This window comes from Paenimyroides ummariense (assembly GCF_900115115.1).
GTDB lineage: Bacteria > Bacteroidota > Bacteroidia > Flavobacteriales > Flavobacteriaceae > Flavobacterium > Flavobacterium ummariense.
On the sequence record NZ_FOVI01000019.1, the window covers coordinates 37,589 to 55,626 of the forward strand.

An 18,038-nucleotide genomic window follows, 5' to 3' on the forward strand; every position below is an offset into this window, starting at 1 on the left:
TGGATTGAAAAATAAATTTTATGAAAAAACTATTTAAACTAATTTTATTCGTGTTTTTAGTAAACACAATCACTATACACGCCCAAACCTACCGCGATACTTTAACGTCGCAAATCATATATAATTTTCCTAAAGATGAAAACGCTTATCAAAAATTAAAATCTGATATCAAATCATTAGAAAAATTAGAAGAAAGTCAAATCCTGAAATTTTGCATTCAAAATTATCATCAATTTATAAATTCAACGACATTGATTATTTTAAGGAAGTTTTAACCCTGCTAACTCTTAAATATGGTTACAATTTAAGCTATGCATCAGGATCCGAAAATTATTATGATGCAATTATTCAAGGCGATTTAGCGGTTTGGTTTAAAGAAATGTACATTAAAAACCATAGCGAATGGTTAGGTGAAAATTTAGACAAACAGATTGATATTTATAGATTGAATTCGTTACATGAAAAAGATCAAATTCAAAGAAACTTTTTTAGCATGATACGCAGCGTAAAAGACTTAACTGATAATCAACTTAAAGAAATTAGAGCATTAGAAGGTGTTACGTTTAATAATAATTTTGAAACATTAATTGATGTTACTAAAGAAATAAATAATCTTCCAAAGGGAAATTCTTTTGCGTTAATTCAAAATGGTTTTGGTATTGTAGAATTGCACATTATGCAGCACGAAAATACTTTTGAAAAAGCTTGGCAAATATTGTATCCTTGGTATAAAAAAGCATATCTTAAAAAAGATATTTCTTCCAGATATTTTAGAGATATAGATTCTTGGATGTATAAATACAACGGCAAACAACTATTTAACCTTCTTAAAATTGAAGACGTTCCTGAAAGTTGGCATAACAATATAGACGATAAAGAAATTCCGTTAGTAGATCCCGAAAAAACAAAAAGATTAAGACAAGAATTAGGTTGGGAATAAAAAATACAGATATGAAAAGAATAATTTTAGTTTTATGCTTTTTAGCGTTCTTAAATAACTATGGTCAAACCACAAACAATGATCTCCATTTTAGCATTTCAAAGACCGTAAATCAAGAAGATGAACAAATTGTTGAAATTATTAGAACAGTACGTGCATTTTTAGAAACAAAAAACAATTCATACACATCTAATGAGTATTGGTTAAAATCAGATTTTGAAAAGCATTACTATCCGTTTTTAGATATTTTCGAAATTGAAACCGGCAGAGAAGGAAAAAATGTTTACCAGCCAAGTTTAATGGAAGTCATTGCTACAAATAAGGCAGATCAATGGATTGTGAAGCTGGCATTTATCGGTCATAATAACGAAACTCAGGATAATTTAATTAGATCTATTTACAATATCATTGCAACAAAAGTAAACAATAAAATAGTATTAAGTCGATACCAAGATTTTGTGTTAGAATCGTGGCAACACCATCAAGCACAAAGCATATCATATTACATTTCGCCTTTAAAAAAAATAAACGAAATAGAAATTACAAAACAGCAAAAAGATATAGAAATGTTGTGTGATTTCTTTAATACAAAACCAATACCGTTAACTTACATTTCGTGCATTAATCCAAAAGAACTTTTTGAAGTTAAAGGATTTGATTATAACCCAATGATGTATGTTAGTAAAGTTGGCGGTTTGGCAGAATTTGGAAACATTATTTTATCTGGAAACAATTCAGAAATTTATACCCATGAAATCATTCATATTTATACAATGAATCTTTTTCCAAATAAAAATCCTTTTTTCGATGAAGGTTTGGCTACATTTTTATCGGGTAGCGGAATTTTTGATTATTCTTGGCATAAAAACAAATTTAAGCGGTTTTTACAAGAAAATCCATCATTTAAAATTGAAGAACATACAGATGACTTGTATGAAAGATTGTATTTTGAAGAAGAAACATCAATTCCATATTTAATTGCTGCAGTTGTTTGCGAACGAACAATTAGATTGTATGGTAAAGAAAAATACTTTGAAATTTTAAACTCAAAAGATGATTTGTGGATTTCGTTAAATAAAGTAGGATTAACTAAAGAAAACATTAATTTGGAAATTAAGAAAGAGATTGGATTGGATTAAAACCGTTAAAATGAAAAGAATAATTCTATTACTCATATTGATTTGTACAATTTCGTGCGTAAAAAAAGAAGAAGATAAAACTATTATATTTAACCAGTTCGTTGAGAATATAAAACCAATAAAACCACATCCAATAAATTGCTTTGATTTACCAAATATTTTAGAGAAAGTAAGAAAAGAAGATGGGTTGAATCGTGTTGATGAGATAAATCCATTAATCGACAGAAAGAATTTAGAAATTGTTGTAAGTATTATAGAAAATTGTGGAATGCCAACTTCAAAAAGTATTGATAAAAAACATATTGCTACCATTTTTTTAGTTTTACAACATGGCGATAACTATCATCGCAAAAAATATTTTCATTTAATTGAACAAGCCGTAAAACATGGAGATCTACAGAAAAGTGATTATGCTTTAATGAAAGATAGAATTTTGGTTAGCGACGGAAAACCTCAAATGTATGGTACGCAATTGACATCTACTCTTCACGATAGTAATAAGTTTGAAGTCTATGAAATTGAAGAACCCGAATATGTTGATCAGCGAAGAGCAGAAATGGGGTTAAATCCAATTAATGATTATCTTAAAATGTGGGATACTTCGATTGATGTTAAACAAATGAAAAAATAAAGCAGGAATACATCCATTAAAAATCTTTCCCTAACTTTATAAAATCAAACATAAATAAAAAAATGACAACAAAAGCTTATGCAGCCTTTAATGCGGTAGATCCGTTAGGCGCACATACTATAGAACGCAGAACGTTAGACGCTAAAGATGTATCAATAAAAATAGAATATTGCGGCGTTTGTCACAGCGATTTGCATACGGCAAAATCAGATTGGGGACCAACAAATTATCCGGCAGTTCCTGGGCACGAAATCATTGGTCGGGTTGAAGCTGTTGGTAGTGAAGTAACAAAATTTAAAGTCGGCGATATTGTAGGTGTTGGTTGTATGGTAGAATCCTGCCAGCATTGCCATTCGTGCGATGAAGGTTTAGAGCAGTATTGCGAAAACGGATTTACGGGAACTTACAATTCTAAAAACTCTAAATACGGTGGAATTACATACGGCGGTTATGCAGAAAAAATTGTGGTACAAGAAAGTTTTGTGCTAAACGTGCCAACCAATCTTCCGTTAGAAAATGTAGCTCCGTTATTATGTGCCGGTATCACCACTTGGTCGCCACTCCGCCATTGGAACGTGAAAAAAGGCGATAAAGTAGGCGTTGTTGGTTTAGGCGGTTTAGGGCACATGGGCGTTAAGTTTGCCAAAGCAATGGGTGTGCATGTGGTTATGATTACTACATCGGTAAGTAAAGGTGAAGATGCCATGAAATTAGGAGCCGATGAGGTATTGATTTCTACCAATGCCGATGAAATGAAAGCACACGCATATAGTTTCGATTTTCTTTTAAATACCATTCCGGTGGCACACGATGTAAATCCGTATTTGTTGTTGCTAAAGCTCGATAAAACTATGTGTATGGTTGGTGCAATTGAACCATTTCCGATTCATGGTGGCGTTTTGATTAACAAACGCAGAAACATAGCCGGATCGTTAATCGGTGGAATTAAAGAAACGCAGGAAATGCTTGATTTTTGTGGAGAACACGGAATTGTCTCTGAAGTAGAAGTAATTAATATGCACGATATTAATGAAGCTTACGTGCGCATGCAAAAATCGGATGTGAAGTATCGTTTTGTAATTGATATGAAAACGCTGTAAAAACCGATTTTTACTTTTCTTAATTATTGTCTATATTTGCGCTTTATTAATTTTAAAAAGACAATTATGAAAAAAGTATTATTGCTATTGGTTGCAGTATCATTTTCTTTTGTTTCATGTGATAAGAACGATGATAATCAAGTGGCGGAAGTTTCTCCTATTCACGGTAAATGGGAAGTAAAATCATTTAATGCAGAAGCAACTGTAAATGGTACACCAATACCAGATGAAGATCTTGATTTTGAAAATGTGATAGGTACCGTTTTTGAATTTAAAGCAGGAAATACAATTGCCATTACAACATTTGATGATTTCGAAGAAAAATGGACCACTGATACAGGAACATATGTATACTACCCAAGTGAGAACAAAATAGATTGCACTATGACTGATGTTGAGGATGGAACTAAATATACCCAAACAATGAACATTAAATTATTAAATGCTACCAATTATAACTTTAATGTTACAGAAGAAGAAAAAGATGGTGGAGATATTTATAAATTATCAATGGATATAAACTGCGAAAAGGTAAAGTAAACAATAATTAAGTGCTTTTGTTCGTTATTGATGTAAAATAGTATCATTATGAAAAAATCAATTATAAATATTTTAGCACTTGCTTCGGCAATTACAACCACAGGTTTTTTGTTAGACGGCGATGCTAAGGATCCAAGCGTATTAACCCGTATTACCGAATATGTAGCAATGCTTACCATTGTTTTTACTATTTTATCCGGTTTTTATTTTGGAATAAAATCAATAACAAAAAAGTTACAGATTGTAAAATAAAACAAAAGCTCTTGAGAAGTCAAGAGCTTTTGTTTTACATACTCATCATTACCATTGGCTGTAAACATTCGCCGGGTTGTAGTTTATTATTGTTTTCGTCGATTAAAAATTCAATTTCTTTCGCTTTAGGTTTGTAAGTAATTTTAAACAATTGTGCTTTAAATCGATCTAATTTATCGGGTGTAAAAGTAAAAGTGCGTTTTTCAATTTTAAAAACACCATCTATAAATTGCATGGTTTCGGTTTGTACCAAGTCATAACCAGCCTCTTTTGCTTCTTTCTTTTTTATGGGATCATAATCATAAGTGGTAATAACCATTCGAGCCAAATCACTATTCCAGCCATATTCCAACAAGGTTTCGTTTACATAAACTAAAGAATCCTTTTTTTCTTCCATTTTAAAAGAGAAACATTTTTTAGAATCATCTTTAACAGTTAATTCTTGAATTTTTGGTGGCTCTAAAACCTCTTTCACGGGTGGAGGCGGAATAACTTTTCTAGGTTTCTTTTTTTGAGCCGATCCAACAAAGCACATTAACAATGCGGTAATCATGATTAATTGTTTCATAAAAACTAATCTTTAAAACCATTAAAGCTTGCGTCAACAATACGTTTCCATTCTAAATGGCGTTTAATGTATGCAAACACAAGCGGACAAAGTGGAATTAATTTATAATTGTTTTCTTCTAAATAAACCAATGTTTTTTCTATAAGTGCTGTTGCCACACCTCTGCCGGATAATTCAGGCGGGCTTTCGGTATGAATCAACTTAATAACATGGTCTTTTTCTTTAAAGTCTATAAAAGCGGTAAAACCATCAACTGTCAGTTCAAATCTATTGTTGCTATTATTTTTTACTACGTTAAGTGCTATAAATTCTTCTTTCATATTTTTTTCTTTTTTGTGAAGATACATTTTTATCTTTTCATCAATACTTAATGTAGATTGATTTAAACAAAAGCCGAAAATCCGGTAATGCTTCTACCTACAATTAATGAATTAATTTCTTTAGTGCCTTCGTACGAATAAATTGCTTCGGCATCGGCAAGGAATCGAGCCACATTATATTCCAATAAAATACCGTTTCCGCCCATAACTTCACGAGCCCTCGATACAATATCTCGAGTTCGCAACGTACAGAAAACCTTTGCTAACGATGCGTGTTCGTCTTTTAACTTGCCTTGATCTTGCAATTCAGACAAACGAAAAACCATTGTTTGCATGGCGGTTAAATTAGAAAGCATTTCTACCAAATGATTTTGAATTAACTGAAAAGCCGCAATTGGTTTGCCAAACTGTTCGCGCTGTGTGGTGTAAGCCAAGGCATTTTCGTAAGCTCCGCGGGCACAACCAACCGCCATCCATGCAACTCCGGCACGTGTAGCTTGTAAAACTTTAGCAGTATCTTTAAAAGAATTGGCGTTGGGTAAGCGGTTTTCTTCTTGAATAATACAATTTTTCATAGTAATTAAGCCGTTTTGAACAATACGCAACGCCATTTTATCTTTGATTTTTTCAACTGAAAAACCTTCCGTAGTTGTTTCAACAATAAATCCTTTTACCTGATTATCGGCAACATCGCGTGCCCAAATTACCACAATATCGGCAAAGGTCGCATTGCCAATCCATTTTTTTTGTCCGTTCAACACCCAGCCGTTTTCGGTTTTTTCGCAGGTAGTCGTTAATCCACCGGCAGCACCAGATCCTACTTCGGGTTCGGTTAATCCAAATGCACCAATTTTTTTGAATTGTTGCAATGGTGGCAGCCATTTTTGTCTTTGTTCTTCAGATCCGCAGGTGTAAATACTGCCCATGCACAAACCACCTTGAACTCCGAAAAATGTTGCAATAGAAGCATCAACCCGAGCCAGTTCGCAAGCAATGATTCCTTCTAATAAAGACGATTTTCCTGCACAGCCGTAACCTTCAAAGCTTAATCCGGCAATATTTAGTTCGGATAATTTTGGAATAATTTCTTTAGGAAATTCATCATGCAACCAATATTCGTTTACAATTGGGGCAATTTCTTTTTCCATGAAACCGCGAACTTTTAATTGCAAGGCTCGATCATCGGCAGAAAGTTTATCGCCAATATTATAAAAATCGGCATCGATTGGTGGAACTTCATGTTTTTTATTGGCGTTGTTCAGCAAATGAACAATTCCTTTTAATTGATCGTCGTTTAAAGAACCTACAGATTCCATCAATTTCTTTAGATCAACCTTTTCGTTTAATTTCTGCAACGCATCAAAATCAACCGATTTAATTAACTCTATGGTTTTCTTAATTTTATCTAGCATGATTTTTTCTTTTCAAGATACAAAAAGAAATAAAAAAACGATCGGTTTAAGATCGTTTTTATGATAAGTTTGATAAATCGGTTTCGGTTTCCAATTCAATCGGTGATTGATTCTGACGGAACAATCTCGCAGTTAGAGATCCTTTCAATGTAATTTTCGATCCATGAACTTCAAGCCAACTTCCTTCGCGAAGTCCTAAAACCGGCTGCGAATTAAAACAATGAAATTCGTTAATACGGGTTTCGCGGGTTTCGCCCATGTGCGTTGAACCTTCTATAGGATCTAAATAATGCGGGTTAATGTTAAACGGAACCATTCCCAAAGTTTGAAAACTCGGCGGATACACAATGGGCATATCGTTGGTGGTTTCCATAGTTAAACCGGTAATGTTGCTGCCTGCCGAACACCCTAAATAAGGTGCACCGTTTTGTAACACTTCTTTTAGCGGAAGCATTACGTTGTGCCAGTACAATTGCTTAACCAATAAAAAGGTATTACCGCCGCCGGTGAAAATTCCTTCGGCTTTTTCAATAGCTTCTACAGGATTTTCAAACGTGTGCAAACCCACTATTTTTTTATCAATTTGTGCAAAAGCTTCGGCAACTTTCGCAGTGTAATCATCATGCGATATTCCGCCTGGTCTGGCATACGGAATAAACAAAATGGTGGTTGCGTTTTTAAAATGATCTTTTAAAACGGGCATTAAATATTCTAAATATCCTAAACCGTAAATAGTTGAGGTGCTTGCTATGATTAAATTCTTCATGAGTTATAATAAACAACAAACTTATTTATTTAACATTTGTTTGCCAAAACGTTGGTTATGTTTTAACATTTTTGCTGATACTTTTGTTGAAATCCAAATAAACACTTATGAAATATTTTTATTTTTTGGTATTTCTTGTGTCGATAACTTCATTTGCGCAAGAAAGAAACGAACATAAAATGCGATTGATGATTACCGATGTTAGCATTTTCCCTCTAAAAGTAATCAATGTTACAACAAAAGAGGTGGTATCAACGGATGCCGGCGGTTATTTTACAATAAATGTACAACCAAACGATGAATTGGCGTTGATTGAAAACGAGTTTTATCAATTGAAATATTTTATGAAGAAAGAAGATCTTCAAAACACTGTAATTCGTATCTATCCCGAACCATTGACCGAAGTTTTAAGGGAAATTGAAGTGGAAAAAATCACATCGAAATCATTGGGAATTGATGCGGCTGAAATTAATAAATACATCTACAAAAGAAATCCGAACCCGAATATGGATTTTAAGGCAATGTTTTTGTGGTTGTTAGGTAAAATGAAGAAAAACAAAGGAGAAGAGTTTGTTGAACGCCGACCAACCGATATGAACCCTTATGTGGCAGGTTTACCAAGAAGCGTTATGACGGATTATTTGAAAATTCCCGATGAATTGGTTGAAAAATTTTATTATTATTTGAATGATGATTATGTTATTGACCAATACATAAAAAGTGGCGACGAAGCTAAATGGCGCATGCATTTATTAGATAAATCGTTTCAGTTTTTGGAACAGGAAAATATTCCGTTGCGTTAAATAAGTGATAATACGTTTTGTGCTGATAAAAGAATGAATAGTTTTGTAAAATGAATAAAATTACTACCGGTATATTATTGTTGTTTTTTGTACTGCTTGGAACTTTAAATGGTTTTGCGCAGAAAAAAAACATATTGGGAAAGGTCGTGGCAAAAACGCGCGACTTAGAAGGTATCTATATAAAAAACATCAATTTAAAAACATCAGCAATTACAGAAAAAGGCGGTTATTTTTCTATTGAGGCAAACCCCAACGATACGCTTATACTTTCGGCGGTACACTTAATTGGTCGTGAAAAAGTGTTGTCGTATGCCGATATGAACAAATCGTTGGTTTTTATTCCAATGGAATACGCTGAAAATATACTGGAAGAAATTGTGATTGATCGCCGTGTTACAACAGAAACTTTAGGCTTGGGCGGTGCACGTAAACTAACACCAACACAACGCCGACTTCATAGAGCAACATCATCTAACGGAGGAATTATTCCTGTTGATGCAATTGTAAACGCAATTACTGGCAGAACAAAAATGCTTAAAAAGGCGGTTGAATTAGAACAGGAATATTTGTTCGCGCAAAAACTTTTAGATAAATTCCCATTGGAATTTTACACACACCGTTTAAATATTCCGGAACAATATTACATGGCGTTCGGCTACTTTTTGGCACAAGACGCAATCATTGTAACATCGTATCAAACGGTAGATATTACGCAGCTTAATTTAATGTACACAGAAAAGTCAACAGAATTTTTAGAAATTCTAAAGGTTTTAAAATAATAGTTTTACGTAACTTTGTAACAAAATAATCAAAATGTATTTAAATCTATATATAAGTCCGCTTATTTTAGGCATTGGTGGTGGCGAAATGGTACTGATTATAGGCGTTATTTTAATGCTTTTCGGTTCAGATAAAATTCCAGAAATGGCTCGCGGTTTGGCAAGAGTAATCAATCAGGTTAAAAGTGCATCGAACGAATTAAAGTCCGAAATCACTAAAAGCGTCGATGAAACCGGTGTGATCAACGATATTAAAGAAGCCGTAAATGTAGAGGATATTAAAAAGCGAATTGGTATCGATGATATTAAAAAATCGGTGAATTTAGACATAGATCAGTACAATCCTTTAAACGATGTGCAACAAGAGATCGACAAAGCCAAAGAAGATATTGAAACAATGACAGGACCTATTAAGCGCCAAAGATAATGTTCGAAAATCTTATTGAAAAAGATCAGCAACTTTTGATCTACTTAAATAATTTAGGAACCGATTTTTTGGATCCTATTTTTATGTACATTACCCACCAAATTAACTGGTGGCCGTTTTTTTTAATCCTTATTTTCCTACTGCTAAAAAAGATTTCGCTAAAACAATTCGGGCTATTAGTATTGATACTAACCGTTTTCTTTGTTTTTACCGATCAAATGACCAATCTTGTAAAATACAGCGTTGACAGATTGCGTCCGGTGAACGATCCTTTGATAGAACCTTATTTACGTGTTTTGAGGAAAGCCGGCAGCCCGAGTTTCTTTTCTGGACATGCATCAAATTCAAGCGGTTCTATATTAATCATCTTTTTAATTATGAAAAGATATTACAAATACGCCTGGCTTATTTTCTTTTTCCCATTGATATTTGCCTACACACGTATTTATTTGGCATTGCATTATCCGTTAGATATTTTATGCGGATACATTTTCGGACTTTCCTCAGGATTTTTATTCTATTTTATCTTTAGATATTTTAACAATAAATACAGATTAACTGATAAACAACAAAAAAACGCTTTCGAATAGAAAGCGTTTTTGTTTTTATAAAATCCTACTAACAGTTAAACCGTCACGTATTGGCAGTAAAACCGTTTCAACCCGTGAATCTTCGTTTACAATTTTGTTGTATTCTAAAAGTATCGGTGTTGATTTATCGTTTCTCTGAACTTCTTCTAAAACCTTTCCGCTCCATAAAACATTGTCCGATAAAATAATTCCGCCTTTATTCATCATAGGTACAATTAAATTCCAATAATTAATATAGTTTTCCTTATCGGCATCAATAAAAACCAAATCGAATTTTTTATTCAGAGTAGGAATAATATCCAAAGCATTACCAACATGCTGAATAATCTGATCTTTAAATGTTGACTTACTGAAATATTTCTGTTGAATATCTTCCAATTCTTCATTTATATCAATTGTATCAATAGTACCATCGCTTTTCAATCCTTCAGCCAAACATAAAGTAGCGTAACCGGTGTATGTTCCTAATTCTAAAATATGTTTGGGGTTCAGTATTTTTGAAAGCATACTTAAAACACGTCCTTGAAAATGACCGCTTAACATGCGTGGTTGCAATATTTTTTGATACGTTTCTTTATTTAACTGCTGTAAAAGCTCGGGTTCGGCTGCCGAATGTTTTTCTATATAATTCTCTAATTTTTCTGAAATAAAATGCATAAACTTTTATTTTTAGGTAAAGATAACTAACAATTTTATAAATAGTTCAACCTTTTGTATTTAGTGATTTATTAATGTTAATTTGTAAAATGTTAAAGTTCAAACAATTAATTGTTATTTTTTATCGTTGTTAAGTAAAAATACTATATTTAAAAACTATTTAATAATAAAACATGAACACTAATTTAAAAAATGCCATTGTTGGGATTGGATTTTTAAGCTGCGCAATGGTTTTAACGGCAATTGTATCTTTAGGGACAATAAATAGCAATCAGGATGCTGATTTACTTGCTAAAGCAAAAATTACAAAATCGGTAACAGCAACTTCAACTGAAATTCAAAATATAAAATAGCTGTTTTTTGTTGTAACTTTGCAGCATGAATACAGTTAAAAAAGACATACGCAGTTTAACCAAAGAGCAAATACGTGACTTTTTTGTGGCGCAGGGCGATAAAGCTTTTCGCGGCAATCAGGTGTACGAATGGTTGTGGAGCAAGGGCGCGCATAGTTTTGACGATATGACAAACGTATCAAAAGAAACACGTGTTTTGTTGGAACAGCACTTTGTAATAAACCACATTCAGGTAGATACCATGCAGCACAGCAACGACGGTACTATAAAAAATGCGGTGCGTTTACATGATGGTTTAATTGTAGAATCTGTTTTAATTCCTACCGAAAAACGCACAACAGCCTGCGTATCAAGTCAGGTTGGGTGCAGTTTAGACTGTAATTTCTGTGCAACGGCGCGTTTAAAACGCATGCGTAATTTGGGTCCTGATGAAATTTACGATCAGGTAGTAGCGATCGATCAGGAAAGCCGATTGTACCACAACCGCCCGCTATCAAACATTGTATTTATGGGAATGGGCGAACCGTTGATGAACTACCCGAATGTAATGAAAGCGATCGAAAAAATCACTTCAAACGAAGGTTTGGGAATGTCGCCAAAACGTATTACTGTATCAACATCGGGCGTTTCAAAAATGATTAAAAAAATGGCAGACGATGAGGTGAAATTCAAGCTGGCTGTATCATTGCATTCGGCAATCGAAGAAACCCGAAACAAAATCATGCCGTTTACCAAAAGTTTTCCGTTGCCCGAACTGCGCGAAGCGTTAGAATATTGGTACCGCAAAACCAAAAGCAAAATTACTTACGAATATGTGGTTTGGAAAGGTATTAACGACGATAAAAAAGCCATTGATGCGTTGGTGAAATTCTGCAAATACGTACCTTGTAAAGTAAACATCATTGAATACAACCCAATTGATGATGGCGAGTTTCAACAAGCCGATCCAACGGTTATCGATGCGTACATCACCGCCTTAAACAATGCCGGTATTGTAGCAAAAGTACGCCGATCGCGCGGAAAAGACATTGATGCTGCCTGCGGACAATTGGCTAATAAATCATAAAAACAACCTGCAAGGTATCACATTTTGCAGGTTTTTTATTTGAAGCTTTTCCGGCTTTCCGCTATATCTTTCTTGTTGCCCGAGCGGAGTCGAGGGCAACAAGAAAGGATACCGCTGCAATCCGGGCTATGAATTCCGAAGTTTTTAGTATATTGGTTGAAAATTAAAATATGTTTCAATATATAAGAACTATTCTTTTCCTACTTGTATTTCTTACTATATCAAAGTTTGATGTTTATGGTCAGACTTATAATGAATACGAAATATATTCAACCATCATCAATGATAAAGAAATTAATTGGACGAATAAAAATACAATTCTTGTTATTAGAAATGTAAAATTGAATGATGATTCAAGAGAGTTTCTAGAAGAATTAGATTCTGATCCAAATATGGTGCTTCCCTTTTCTTATTTTGATGATGAATCTCAAAAGAAGTATTTAACAGATCAAAATTATCAAGATGCTCTTTTAGGTTTGCTAAAAACTTCTACTCAAAAAATCAAAATAAAACCTTTTGTTGATTCAACATTTAACCTTAAACCAATAAACAAAAGAAAATTCAATTCTTTCTTTAAACGTGATATTGATAAGGGTTGGGGTCAAATAGATAAAAAATATCAATCAAATTGGGTAGTCGAATTTTCTAAAGTAAGCTTTTCAGGAAATTATGCAGCCGTATATTACGGTTATCACTGCGGAGGTTTGTGTGGTTCTGGACAATTATTAGTTTTAGAAAAGAAAGAATCTGCAAAGTGGGTAGTCATTTCTAAAATCAATCTATGGATGAGTTAATCATTCAAAAAAATATTTCAAAAAAAACAATCTCTTTACAACCTTTTCCGTTTCTTTTGCGTCTATGTAATAAAGAGGCCAAAAACAATTGAATTCAAAAACACCTTTTTCTGAGTCTGAACTAATAAATCAGGTACAAAACAACAACCGCGTGGCACAAAAACAACTGTTCGATCAGTTTTCGCCAACCATGTTAAGTACCTGCAGGCAGTATATAAAAGATCTTCACAATGCCGAAGATGTAATGCTGTGCGCCTTTATGAAAGTGTTTCAAAACATTAATCAGTACCGGAACGATGGTAGTTTTGAAGGTTGGATCCGCAAGATTATGATTCGCGAAAGCTTGTCGTTTCTTCGATCAAAAAAAGAATTCGATTTTATAGAAGATGCCAATCAGTCGATTTTAAGTGTGGTTTCAGATCAATACGAAACATCGAACGATTATCAAAAACTGATTGACGATTTGCCGAAAGGCTGCCGATATATTTTTGTATTGAGTGTGATTGAAGGATACAAACATCAGGAAATTGCCGAAATGCTGAATATTTCTGTCGGAACATCGAAATCGCAACTGGCTTATGCTAAAAAATTACTGAAACAACAAATTGAATTAATACGATAGATGATGGAGGATTTTGAAAAAGAGATGAAAGATTTTTTCCAACGCCGTGAAATAAAACCATCGGCAGATGCGTGGCAGCGAATGGAAAATCTTTTAAACGAACCGCAAACTAAACCAAAAAAAACATATAGAATTTATTGGGCAGTTGCAGCTTCGATTGTTGTACTATTTGGGCTGTTTACAATGTTGCAAAAGCAAGATAAAGAATTAATCAATCCTGCTTCAAATAATTCGTACGTAACAAAAGATAGTGTGGTAAATAAAATTCAACAACCGCAAAACAATAATCAAATTGTAAAAGTAGATATTGTTCCGCAGAAAACAGAAAATAGTAGAAAGCAATCAACAATAATTAAGAAAGTATCTGCTGAAATCGTTCAAAACAATAAAAATCAACAAAAAGAAAAAGAAGTAGGTGAGCGGACAGAAATTTATAATATCATTCAAAAATCAGAAAAAGAAGTAGAGGAAAATCTTTTAGCACAAGAATCTAAAATCGAAATTAAAGTCAATCCAAGCAAATTGTTGCGAAGTGCCGAAATGGAACGCCAAACAGACAATATGATTTCGAACGGACAAAATTTCTGGAAAAAAGTTAAAGAAATAAACACAGTTGTAGTACATTCTAAATAACACCATATGAAAAAATTAGTTTTAACGACCGCATTCTTATTGAGCATTTTAAGTGTTCAGGCACAAGAATTTTTTAGTGACAAACGTCCGGTTCAGTCGGCAAATGAGTTTACAAAAAAGGTAAACGATATTTCGTATGATATCGATCTAATCATTAAAAACAACAAAGAAAAGCTAAAACAGGATTTAAACGAGATCGACCAAAAAGTTGAAAGCAACCAATTAACAAAAGTTGAAGCGGATAAGTTACGTAACGAAAAAGCCGAGTTTTATGCCAAACAAATTGAAGAAGAAACTAAAATTCAGGAAGATAAAATCAAGGTGCTAATCAATAATAAAATCGAAGACAACATTAATTTTAGTACCGATATGAGTGCTTACCAAAAGCAGTTGGTGGAGAATAAAACATTATTTGTGGTAGATTACAATTTTGGATCAAGTATGATGATTGTTGATGGAAAATCTAAACAAGATATTTACAATACCAAAAGTGTTCTTTCTTCTTTTGGTGTAAGTTTAGGAGCAAAAACACGTGTTGGTAAAGAAACTTCACCTTTTTTCTGGAAATCAACATTTGATGTAATTGGGCAAACATTTAAATTTAACGATAATAAATCGTTTGAAAACGTAAATAACGAAACTGTTTTAGTTGATATTGGGTTTCCTGTAAAAAAATCTACTATGTATATGACAGAATTTAAACTGTCTAATTATATCGAGTACGATTTTTCAAAACACAAGTTAGATGAATTCGGTAATAAAATTATAAAATCACGTCAATCTTTCTTTGTTGGTGCTGGCGGGTTTATAGGTTTTAATGGAATTAGCCGAAATATTGTGTATGAACAAAACGGAGATAAATACAGAGAGTCAACTCAGGCAAAATTTAATTCTAACAGATTTACGTATGGTGTTGGTGGATATGTAGGCTACGGCAATGTTAGTTTAAAAGCAACTTATAATTTAAATCAAGTATTTAAAAGATCATTTGCAGATCAAAATGTTTTTAATGTAAGTGTAGTTTTAGAATTGTTGTAAATTTGTAATAAAATGTTAAAAACGGCACATTCTTTGAGTTTAAATTGTAACAAATTATTAACTTACACACTAACTTAAAAAAATAAAATACTTCACATGAAAAAATTACTATGTTTTGCTGTGTTTGCTTTTGGTATAACCGTTCAGGCACAGAACATTGATAGCGTTATCGAAAAAAATGCAGCCATAAAAACGGCACAAGCTAACGAAGATCTAACCTTAAGCGAAAAAATAAGCGTTGTTAACCAACAAGTAGATAACGGTCGTATCACAAAAGATCAAGCTTATCAAATCATTACAAAATTTTCAAACGAACAACCGGTTTATTTACAGGCGATCCCAGTTGAAGCACCAGTTGAGGTGGTTGAAGTGGAAGCAGTCGATGCAGCCGAAGAAAATTACGATTACGATTGGGGTAAAGAAACATCACCTTTCGATTTTGCCATGGGCGTACAAATGGATACCGTAGTTAAATACGGCACCAAAACCACACCTTATTTAGCATTTGGAGTAGGTAATGTGGCTACCGATGGTGCTTTTGCAAATTCAGAATTCGGTTATATGCGTTCAAACTACTTCGAATGGGGAATTGCCGCACGTACACCTTTCAGCAAAACCAATAACAAATGGGGAATTCGTTACGGCTTAGGCTTTAAATACAACGGTTTGGCAACAACGCAAAATAGAATGTTTGGATTAAGAGGTGGAAATCAAACTGTCACAATGCCTGCTCCAATAAATTTACGTAAAAATTATGCGTATTTCCGCAACACTTATATAAACATTCCTATTTCGTTAGATTTTACAACCACTTCAAAAGTTTATAACGAAGCAAACCGTCGTTTTACAACAAAAGAAGGAATTAACTTTGGAATAGGTGGATATGTAGGTTACAACATCAATTCAAAACAACACTTACGATATGAAGTTGGAGATTATAAAACCTATGAACAACAAAAAGGCGATTGGAATGTAAACGATTTTCAATACGGCTTAACCGCTTATGCCGGGAAAGACCACTTTAAATTAGTATTAAAATACGATTTAAGTCCTGTGTTCACTGACAATGTAGTAGATCAAAATTATTGGAGTATCGGACTTCAGTTAGGCTTATAAAAACAAAAACCAGCTAATTAGCTGGTTTTTTTATGCACGGGTGGAGGGATTCGAACCCCCATCAACGGTTTTGGAGACCGCTATTCTACCCTTGAACTACACCCGTAGAACATTTCGGTTGCAAATATAAACGCAAAAAGCTCACAAAACCTAATAAATTATCTAAAGAAATTTCGCTTAAAACCTAATCCGTTTAAGTTCAGTATGTTTAATAATTATAGATTAAGTGTGGGCGTTCCCCTTACATCCAGTTTCAAAACAAAATCTGATAAGTTAACCATACAACAATAACAGAAAACGTCAGTAAACAGTCGGGTCGGGCTATTCACTCCAAGTCCTCGCTCGTCGTACCTCCTCGCTGCGGGCTATCCGCTGCTATCCCTAACGCAGTTTTCGTTTAAAGTTTCAAGTTGTAAGTTTCAAGTTGTAAGTTTCAAGTTGTAAGTTTCAAGTTGTAAGTTTCAAGTTGTAAGTTTTTTAAATCATAAAAATAAAATTTGTGAAAATCTGTGCAATCAGTGGTTAAATGATTTGAAGTTTAAGGTTTAAAGTTATTTTGCTAAATCAATTGCCTCGAACTTTAGTTCGAGGGTTGTTGTTATAAGTTTAAATTGGTTTTAGCCAAATCAAAAAAAACTGTGCGAATCAGTGCAATCCGTGGTCAAATAAAAGAATATCGTCGGCTTCAGCCAAACACCCCGCACCAAGCATCCAATATCAGACATCCTTCAATAAACACATATTCAGCTTCTTACAAAAAAGAATAAAAAACTTTCAAAAACCATTTGCAAAGTTCAAAAAAACAGTACTATATTTGCAACCGCTTTCAGAGTAACGAAAGCCACGTTCCTAGAAAAAAATTAAAAAATAAATTTGGATGATATTGCAAAAGGTATGTATCTTTGCAGTCCGTTCAAAAAATAAAGGGCGATTAGCTCAGCTGGTTCAGAGCACCTCGTTTACACCGAGGGGGTCGGGGGTTCGAACCCCTCATCGCCCACAGAAAAAAAACTTTCTTAAAAAAAAACTTTCAAAAGTTTTGTTAGTTTAAAAAGAAGTTTTACTTTTGCAACCGCTTTGAGAGATAAGTGAGGAAAGAAGAATAAGTTCATAGACATATTGGATTAACAGAAAATTAAAGAGTAAGAGCTTTTAGGAGACTAAGAGGTCTTGAACAACACATCAAAAATATAAAAAATATACGATGAAGAGTTTGATCCTGGCTCAGGATGAACGCTAGCGGCAGGCCTAACACATGCAAGTCGAGGGGTAGAGTAAGCTTGCTTACTTGAGACCGGCGCACGGGTGCGTAACGCGTATGCAATCTACCTTATACTAAGGGATAGCCCAGAGAAATTTGGATTAATACCTTATAGTTAATTGAAAAGGCATCTTTTTAATTATAAAGATTTATCGGTATAAGATGGGCATGCGTCCCATTAGTTAGTTGGTAAGGTAACGGCTTACCAAGACGATGATGGGTAGGGGTCCT

At 33.7% G+C, this 18,038-nt stretch carries 22 protein-coding genes, 2 tRNA genes and 1 rRNA gene; 19 read left to right on the forward strand and 6 right to left on the reverse strand.

From position 1 onward, the window contains the following. Positions 1-211: 211 nt before the first annotated feature. The 6 genes from BM253_RS12585 to BM253_RS12610 all read left to right on the forward strand — a co-directional run bounded on the left by BM253_RS12585 (position 212) and on the right by BM253_RS12610 (position 4,602). On the forward strand, positions 212-940 hold the full coding sequence (locus tag BM253_RS12585; RefSeq protein ID WP_091524907.1) for a hypothetical protein: 729 nt from the start codon (positions 212-214) through the stop codon (positions 938-940). Between the two features lie 11 nt (positions 941-951). Next, positions 952-2,079, forward strand: a complete 1,128-nt coding sequence (locus BM253_RS12590; RefSeq protein ID WP_143095654.1) for a hypothetical protein — start codon at positions 952-954, stop codon at positions 2,077-2,079. Between the two features lie 10 nt (positions 2,080-2,089). Beyond that, positions 2,090-2,710, forward strand: a complete 621-nt coding sequence (locus tag BM253_RS12595; protein ID WP_143095655.1) for a DUF6624 domain-containing protein — start codon at positions 2,090-2,092, stop codon at positions 2,708-2,710. 62 nt (positions 2,711-2,772) lie between these two features. Further along, the gene (locus BM253_RS12600; RefSeq protein WP_091524916.1) at positions 2,773-3,810 is read left to right on the forward strand and encodes an NAD(P)-dependent alcohol dehydrogenase; all 1,038 of its coding nucleotides are present in this window, start codon (positions 2,773-2,775) and stop codon (positions 3,808-3,810) included. 66 nt (positions 3,811-3,876) lie between these two features. Further along, positions 3,877-4,350 carry a hypothetical protein gene (locus BM253_RS12605; protein ID WP_091524920.1) on the forward strand — a complete coding sequence of 158 codons (474 nt, stop codon included), beginning with the start codon at positions 3,877-3,879 and terminating at the stop codon, positions 4,348-4,350. A gap of 48 nt (positions 4,351-4,398) precedes the next feature. After that, positions 4,399-4,602 carry a hypothetical protein gene (locus BM253_RS12610; protein ID WP_091524924.1) on the forward strand — a complete coding sequence of 68 codons (204 nt, stop codon included), beginning with the start codon at positions 4,399-4,401 and terminating at the stop codon, positions 4,600-4,602. Positions 4,603-4,636: 34 nt separating this feature from the next. On the opposite strand, the gene BM253_RS12615 is transcribed toward BM253_RS12610, so the two are convergent. From BM253_RS12615 to pepE, 4 genes are all read right to left on the reverse strand, one after another. Beyond that, complete coding sequence (locus tag BM253_RS12615; protein ID WP_091524927.1) at positions 4,637-5,170, reverse strand: hypothetical protein; 534 nt, start codon at positions 5,168-5,170, stop codon at positions 4,637-4,639. 5 nt (positions 5,171-5,175) lie between these two features. Next, on the reverse strand, positions 5,176-5,490 hold the full coding sequence (locus BM253_RS12620; RefSeq protein WP_091524977.1) for a GNAT family N-acetyltransferase: 315 nt from the start codon (positions 5,488-5,490) through the stop codon (positions 5,176-5,178). A gap of 62 nt (positions 5,491-5,552) precedes the next feature. Further along, entirely contained in the window at positions 5,553-6,902 is a 1,350-nt protein-coding gene (locus BM253_RS12625) for an acyl-CoA dehydrogenase family protein (protein ID WP_091524931.1), read from the reverse strand. Positions 6,903-6,960: 58 nt separating this feature from the next. Then, positions 6,961-7,668: a dipeptidase PepE gene (gene pepE / locus BM253_RS12630; RefSeq protein WP_091524934.1), complete on the reverse strand. Its 708-nt coding sequence runs from the start codon at positions 7,666-7,668 to the stop codon at positions 6,961-6,963. A 107-nt stretch (positions 7,669-7,775) separates the two neighbouring features. Between pepE and BM253_RS12635 the strand changes: the two genes are divergently transcribed. Genes BM253_RS12635 through BM253_RS12650 form a run of 4 tightly spaced genes read left to right on the forward strand, consistent with a single transcriptional unit; the run spans position 7,776 to position 10,267 of the window. Further along, positions 7,776-8,471, forward strand: coding sequence for a hypothetical protein (locus BM253_RS12635; protein WP_091524937.1), 696 nt, complete (start codon positions 7,776-7,778; stop codon positions 8,469-8,471). Positions 8,472-8,521: 50 nt separating this feature from the next. Continuing rightward, positions 8,522-9,250 carry a hypothetical protein gene (locus BM253_RS12640; protein WP_091524941.1) on the forward strand — a complete coding sequence of 243 codons (729 nt, stop codon included), beginning with the start codon at positions 8,522-8,524 and terminating at the stop codon, positions 9,248-9,250. Positions 9,251-9,284: 34 nt separating this feature from the next. After that, on the forward strand, positions 9,285-9,677 hold the full coding sequence (locus BM253_RS12645; RefSeq protein WP_317040959.1) for a Sec-independent protein translocase subunit TatA/TatB: 393 nt from the start codon (positions 9,285-9,287) through the stop codon (positions 9,675-9,677). Then, positions 9,677-10,267, forward strand: a complete 591-nt coding sequence (locus tag BM253_RS12650) for a phosphatase PAP2 family protein (protein WP_091524944.1) — start codon at positions 9,677-9,679, stop codon at positions 10,265-10,267. Before BM253_RS12645 ends, BM253_RS12650 begins: the two co-directional genes overlap by 1 nt. 15 nt (positions 10,268-10,282) lie before the next feature. Here BM253_RS12650 and BM253_RS12655 read toward each other — a convergent pair whose 3' ends face one another. Then, complete coding sequence (locus tag BM253_RS12655; RefSeq protein ID WP_091524948.1) at positions 10,283-10,924, reverse strand: O-methyltransferase; 642 nt, start codon at positions 10,922-10,924, stop codon at positions 10,283-10,285. Positions 10,925-11,097: 173 nt separating this feature from the next. On the opposite strand from BM253_RS12655, the gene BM253_RS12660 reads away from it, so the two are divergent. From BM253_RS12660 to BM253_RS12690, 7 genes are all read left to right on the forward strand, one after another. Next, positions 11,098-11,277 (forward strand): hypothetical protein, encoded by a 180-nt coding sequence (locus tag BM253_RS12660; protein ID WP_091524951.1) that lies wholly within the window; start codon positions 11,098-11,100, stop codon positions 11,275-11,277. Between the two features lie 25 nt (positions 11,278-11,302). Next, the gene (gene rlmN, locus BM253_RS12665) at positions 11,303-12,343 is read left to right on the forward strand and encodes a dual-specificity RNA methyltransferase RlmN (RefSeq protein ID WP_091524955.1); all 1,041 of its coding nucleotides are present in this window, start codon (positions 11,303-11,305) and stop codon (positions 12,341-12,343) included. 170 nt (positions 12,344-12,513) lie between these two features. After that, positions 12,514-13,137 carry a hypothetical protein gene (locus tag BM253_RS12670; RefSeq protein ID WP_091524958.1) on the forward strand — a complete coding sequence of 208 codons (624 nt, stop codon included), beginning with the start codon at positions 12,514-12,516 and terminating at the stop codon, positions 13,135-13,137. An 88-nt stretch (positions 13,138-13,225) separates the two neighbouring features. Further along, the gene (locus tag BM253_RS12675) at positions 13,226-13,759 is read left to right on the forward strand and encodes an RNA polymerase sigma factor (protein ID WP_091524962.1); all 534 of its coding nucleotides are present in this window, start codon (positions 13,226-13,228) and stop codon (positions 13,757-13,759) included. Between the two features lie 24 nt (positions 13,760-13,783). Continuing rightward, positions 13,784-14,392 (forward strand): hypothetical protein, encoded by a 609-nt coding sequence (locus BM253_RS12680; RefSeq protein WP_143095656.1) that lies wholly within the window; start codon positions 13,784-13,786, stop codon positions 14,390-14,392. A gap of 6 nt (positions 14,393-14,398) precedes the next feature. Next, complete coding sequence (locus tag BM253_RS12685; protein ID WP_091524968.1) at positions 14,399-15,430, forward strand: hypothetical protein; 1,032 nt, start codon at positions 14,399-14,401, stop codon at positions 15,428-15,430. 96 nt (positions 15,431-15,526) lie between these two features. Continuing rightward, on the forward strand, positions 15,527-16,546 hold the full coding sequence (locus BM253_RS12690) for a porin family protein (RefSeq protein ID WP_143095657.1): 1,020 nt from the start codon (positions 15,527-15,529) through the stop codon (positions 16,544-16,546). Positions 16,547-16,581: 35 nt separating this feature from the next. On the opposite strand, the gene BM253_RS12695 is transcribed toward BM253_RS12690, so the two are convergent. Continuing rightward, positions 16,582-16,652 (reverse strand) — tRNA-Trp (locus tag BM253_RS12695). 819 nt (positions 16,653-17,471) lie between these two features. Here BM253_RS12695 and BM253_RS12700 point away from each other — a divergent pair. Together BM253_RS12700 and BM253_RS12705 are read left to right on the forward strand one after the other, a co-directional pair. Further along, positions 17,472-17,546 (forward strand) — tRNA-Val (locus BM253_RS12700). Positions 17,547-17,747: 201 nt separating this feature from the next. Beyond that, positions 17,748-18,038 (forward strand): 16S ribosomal RNA (locus BM253_RS12705); the annotation flags it as partial.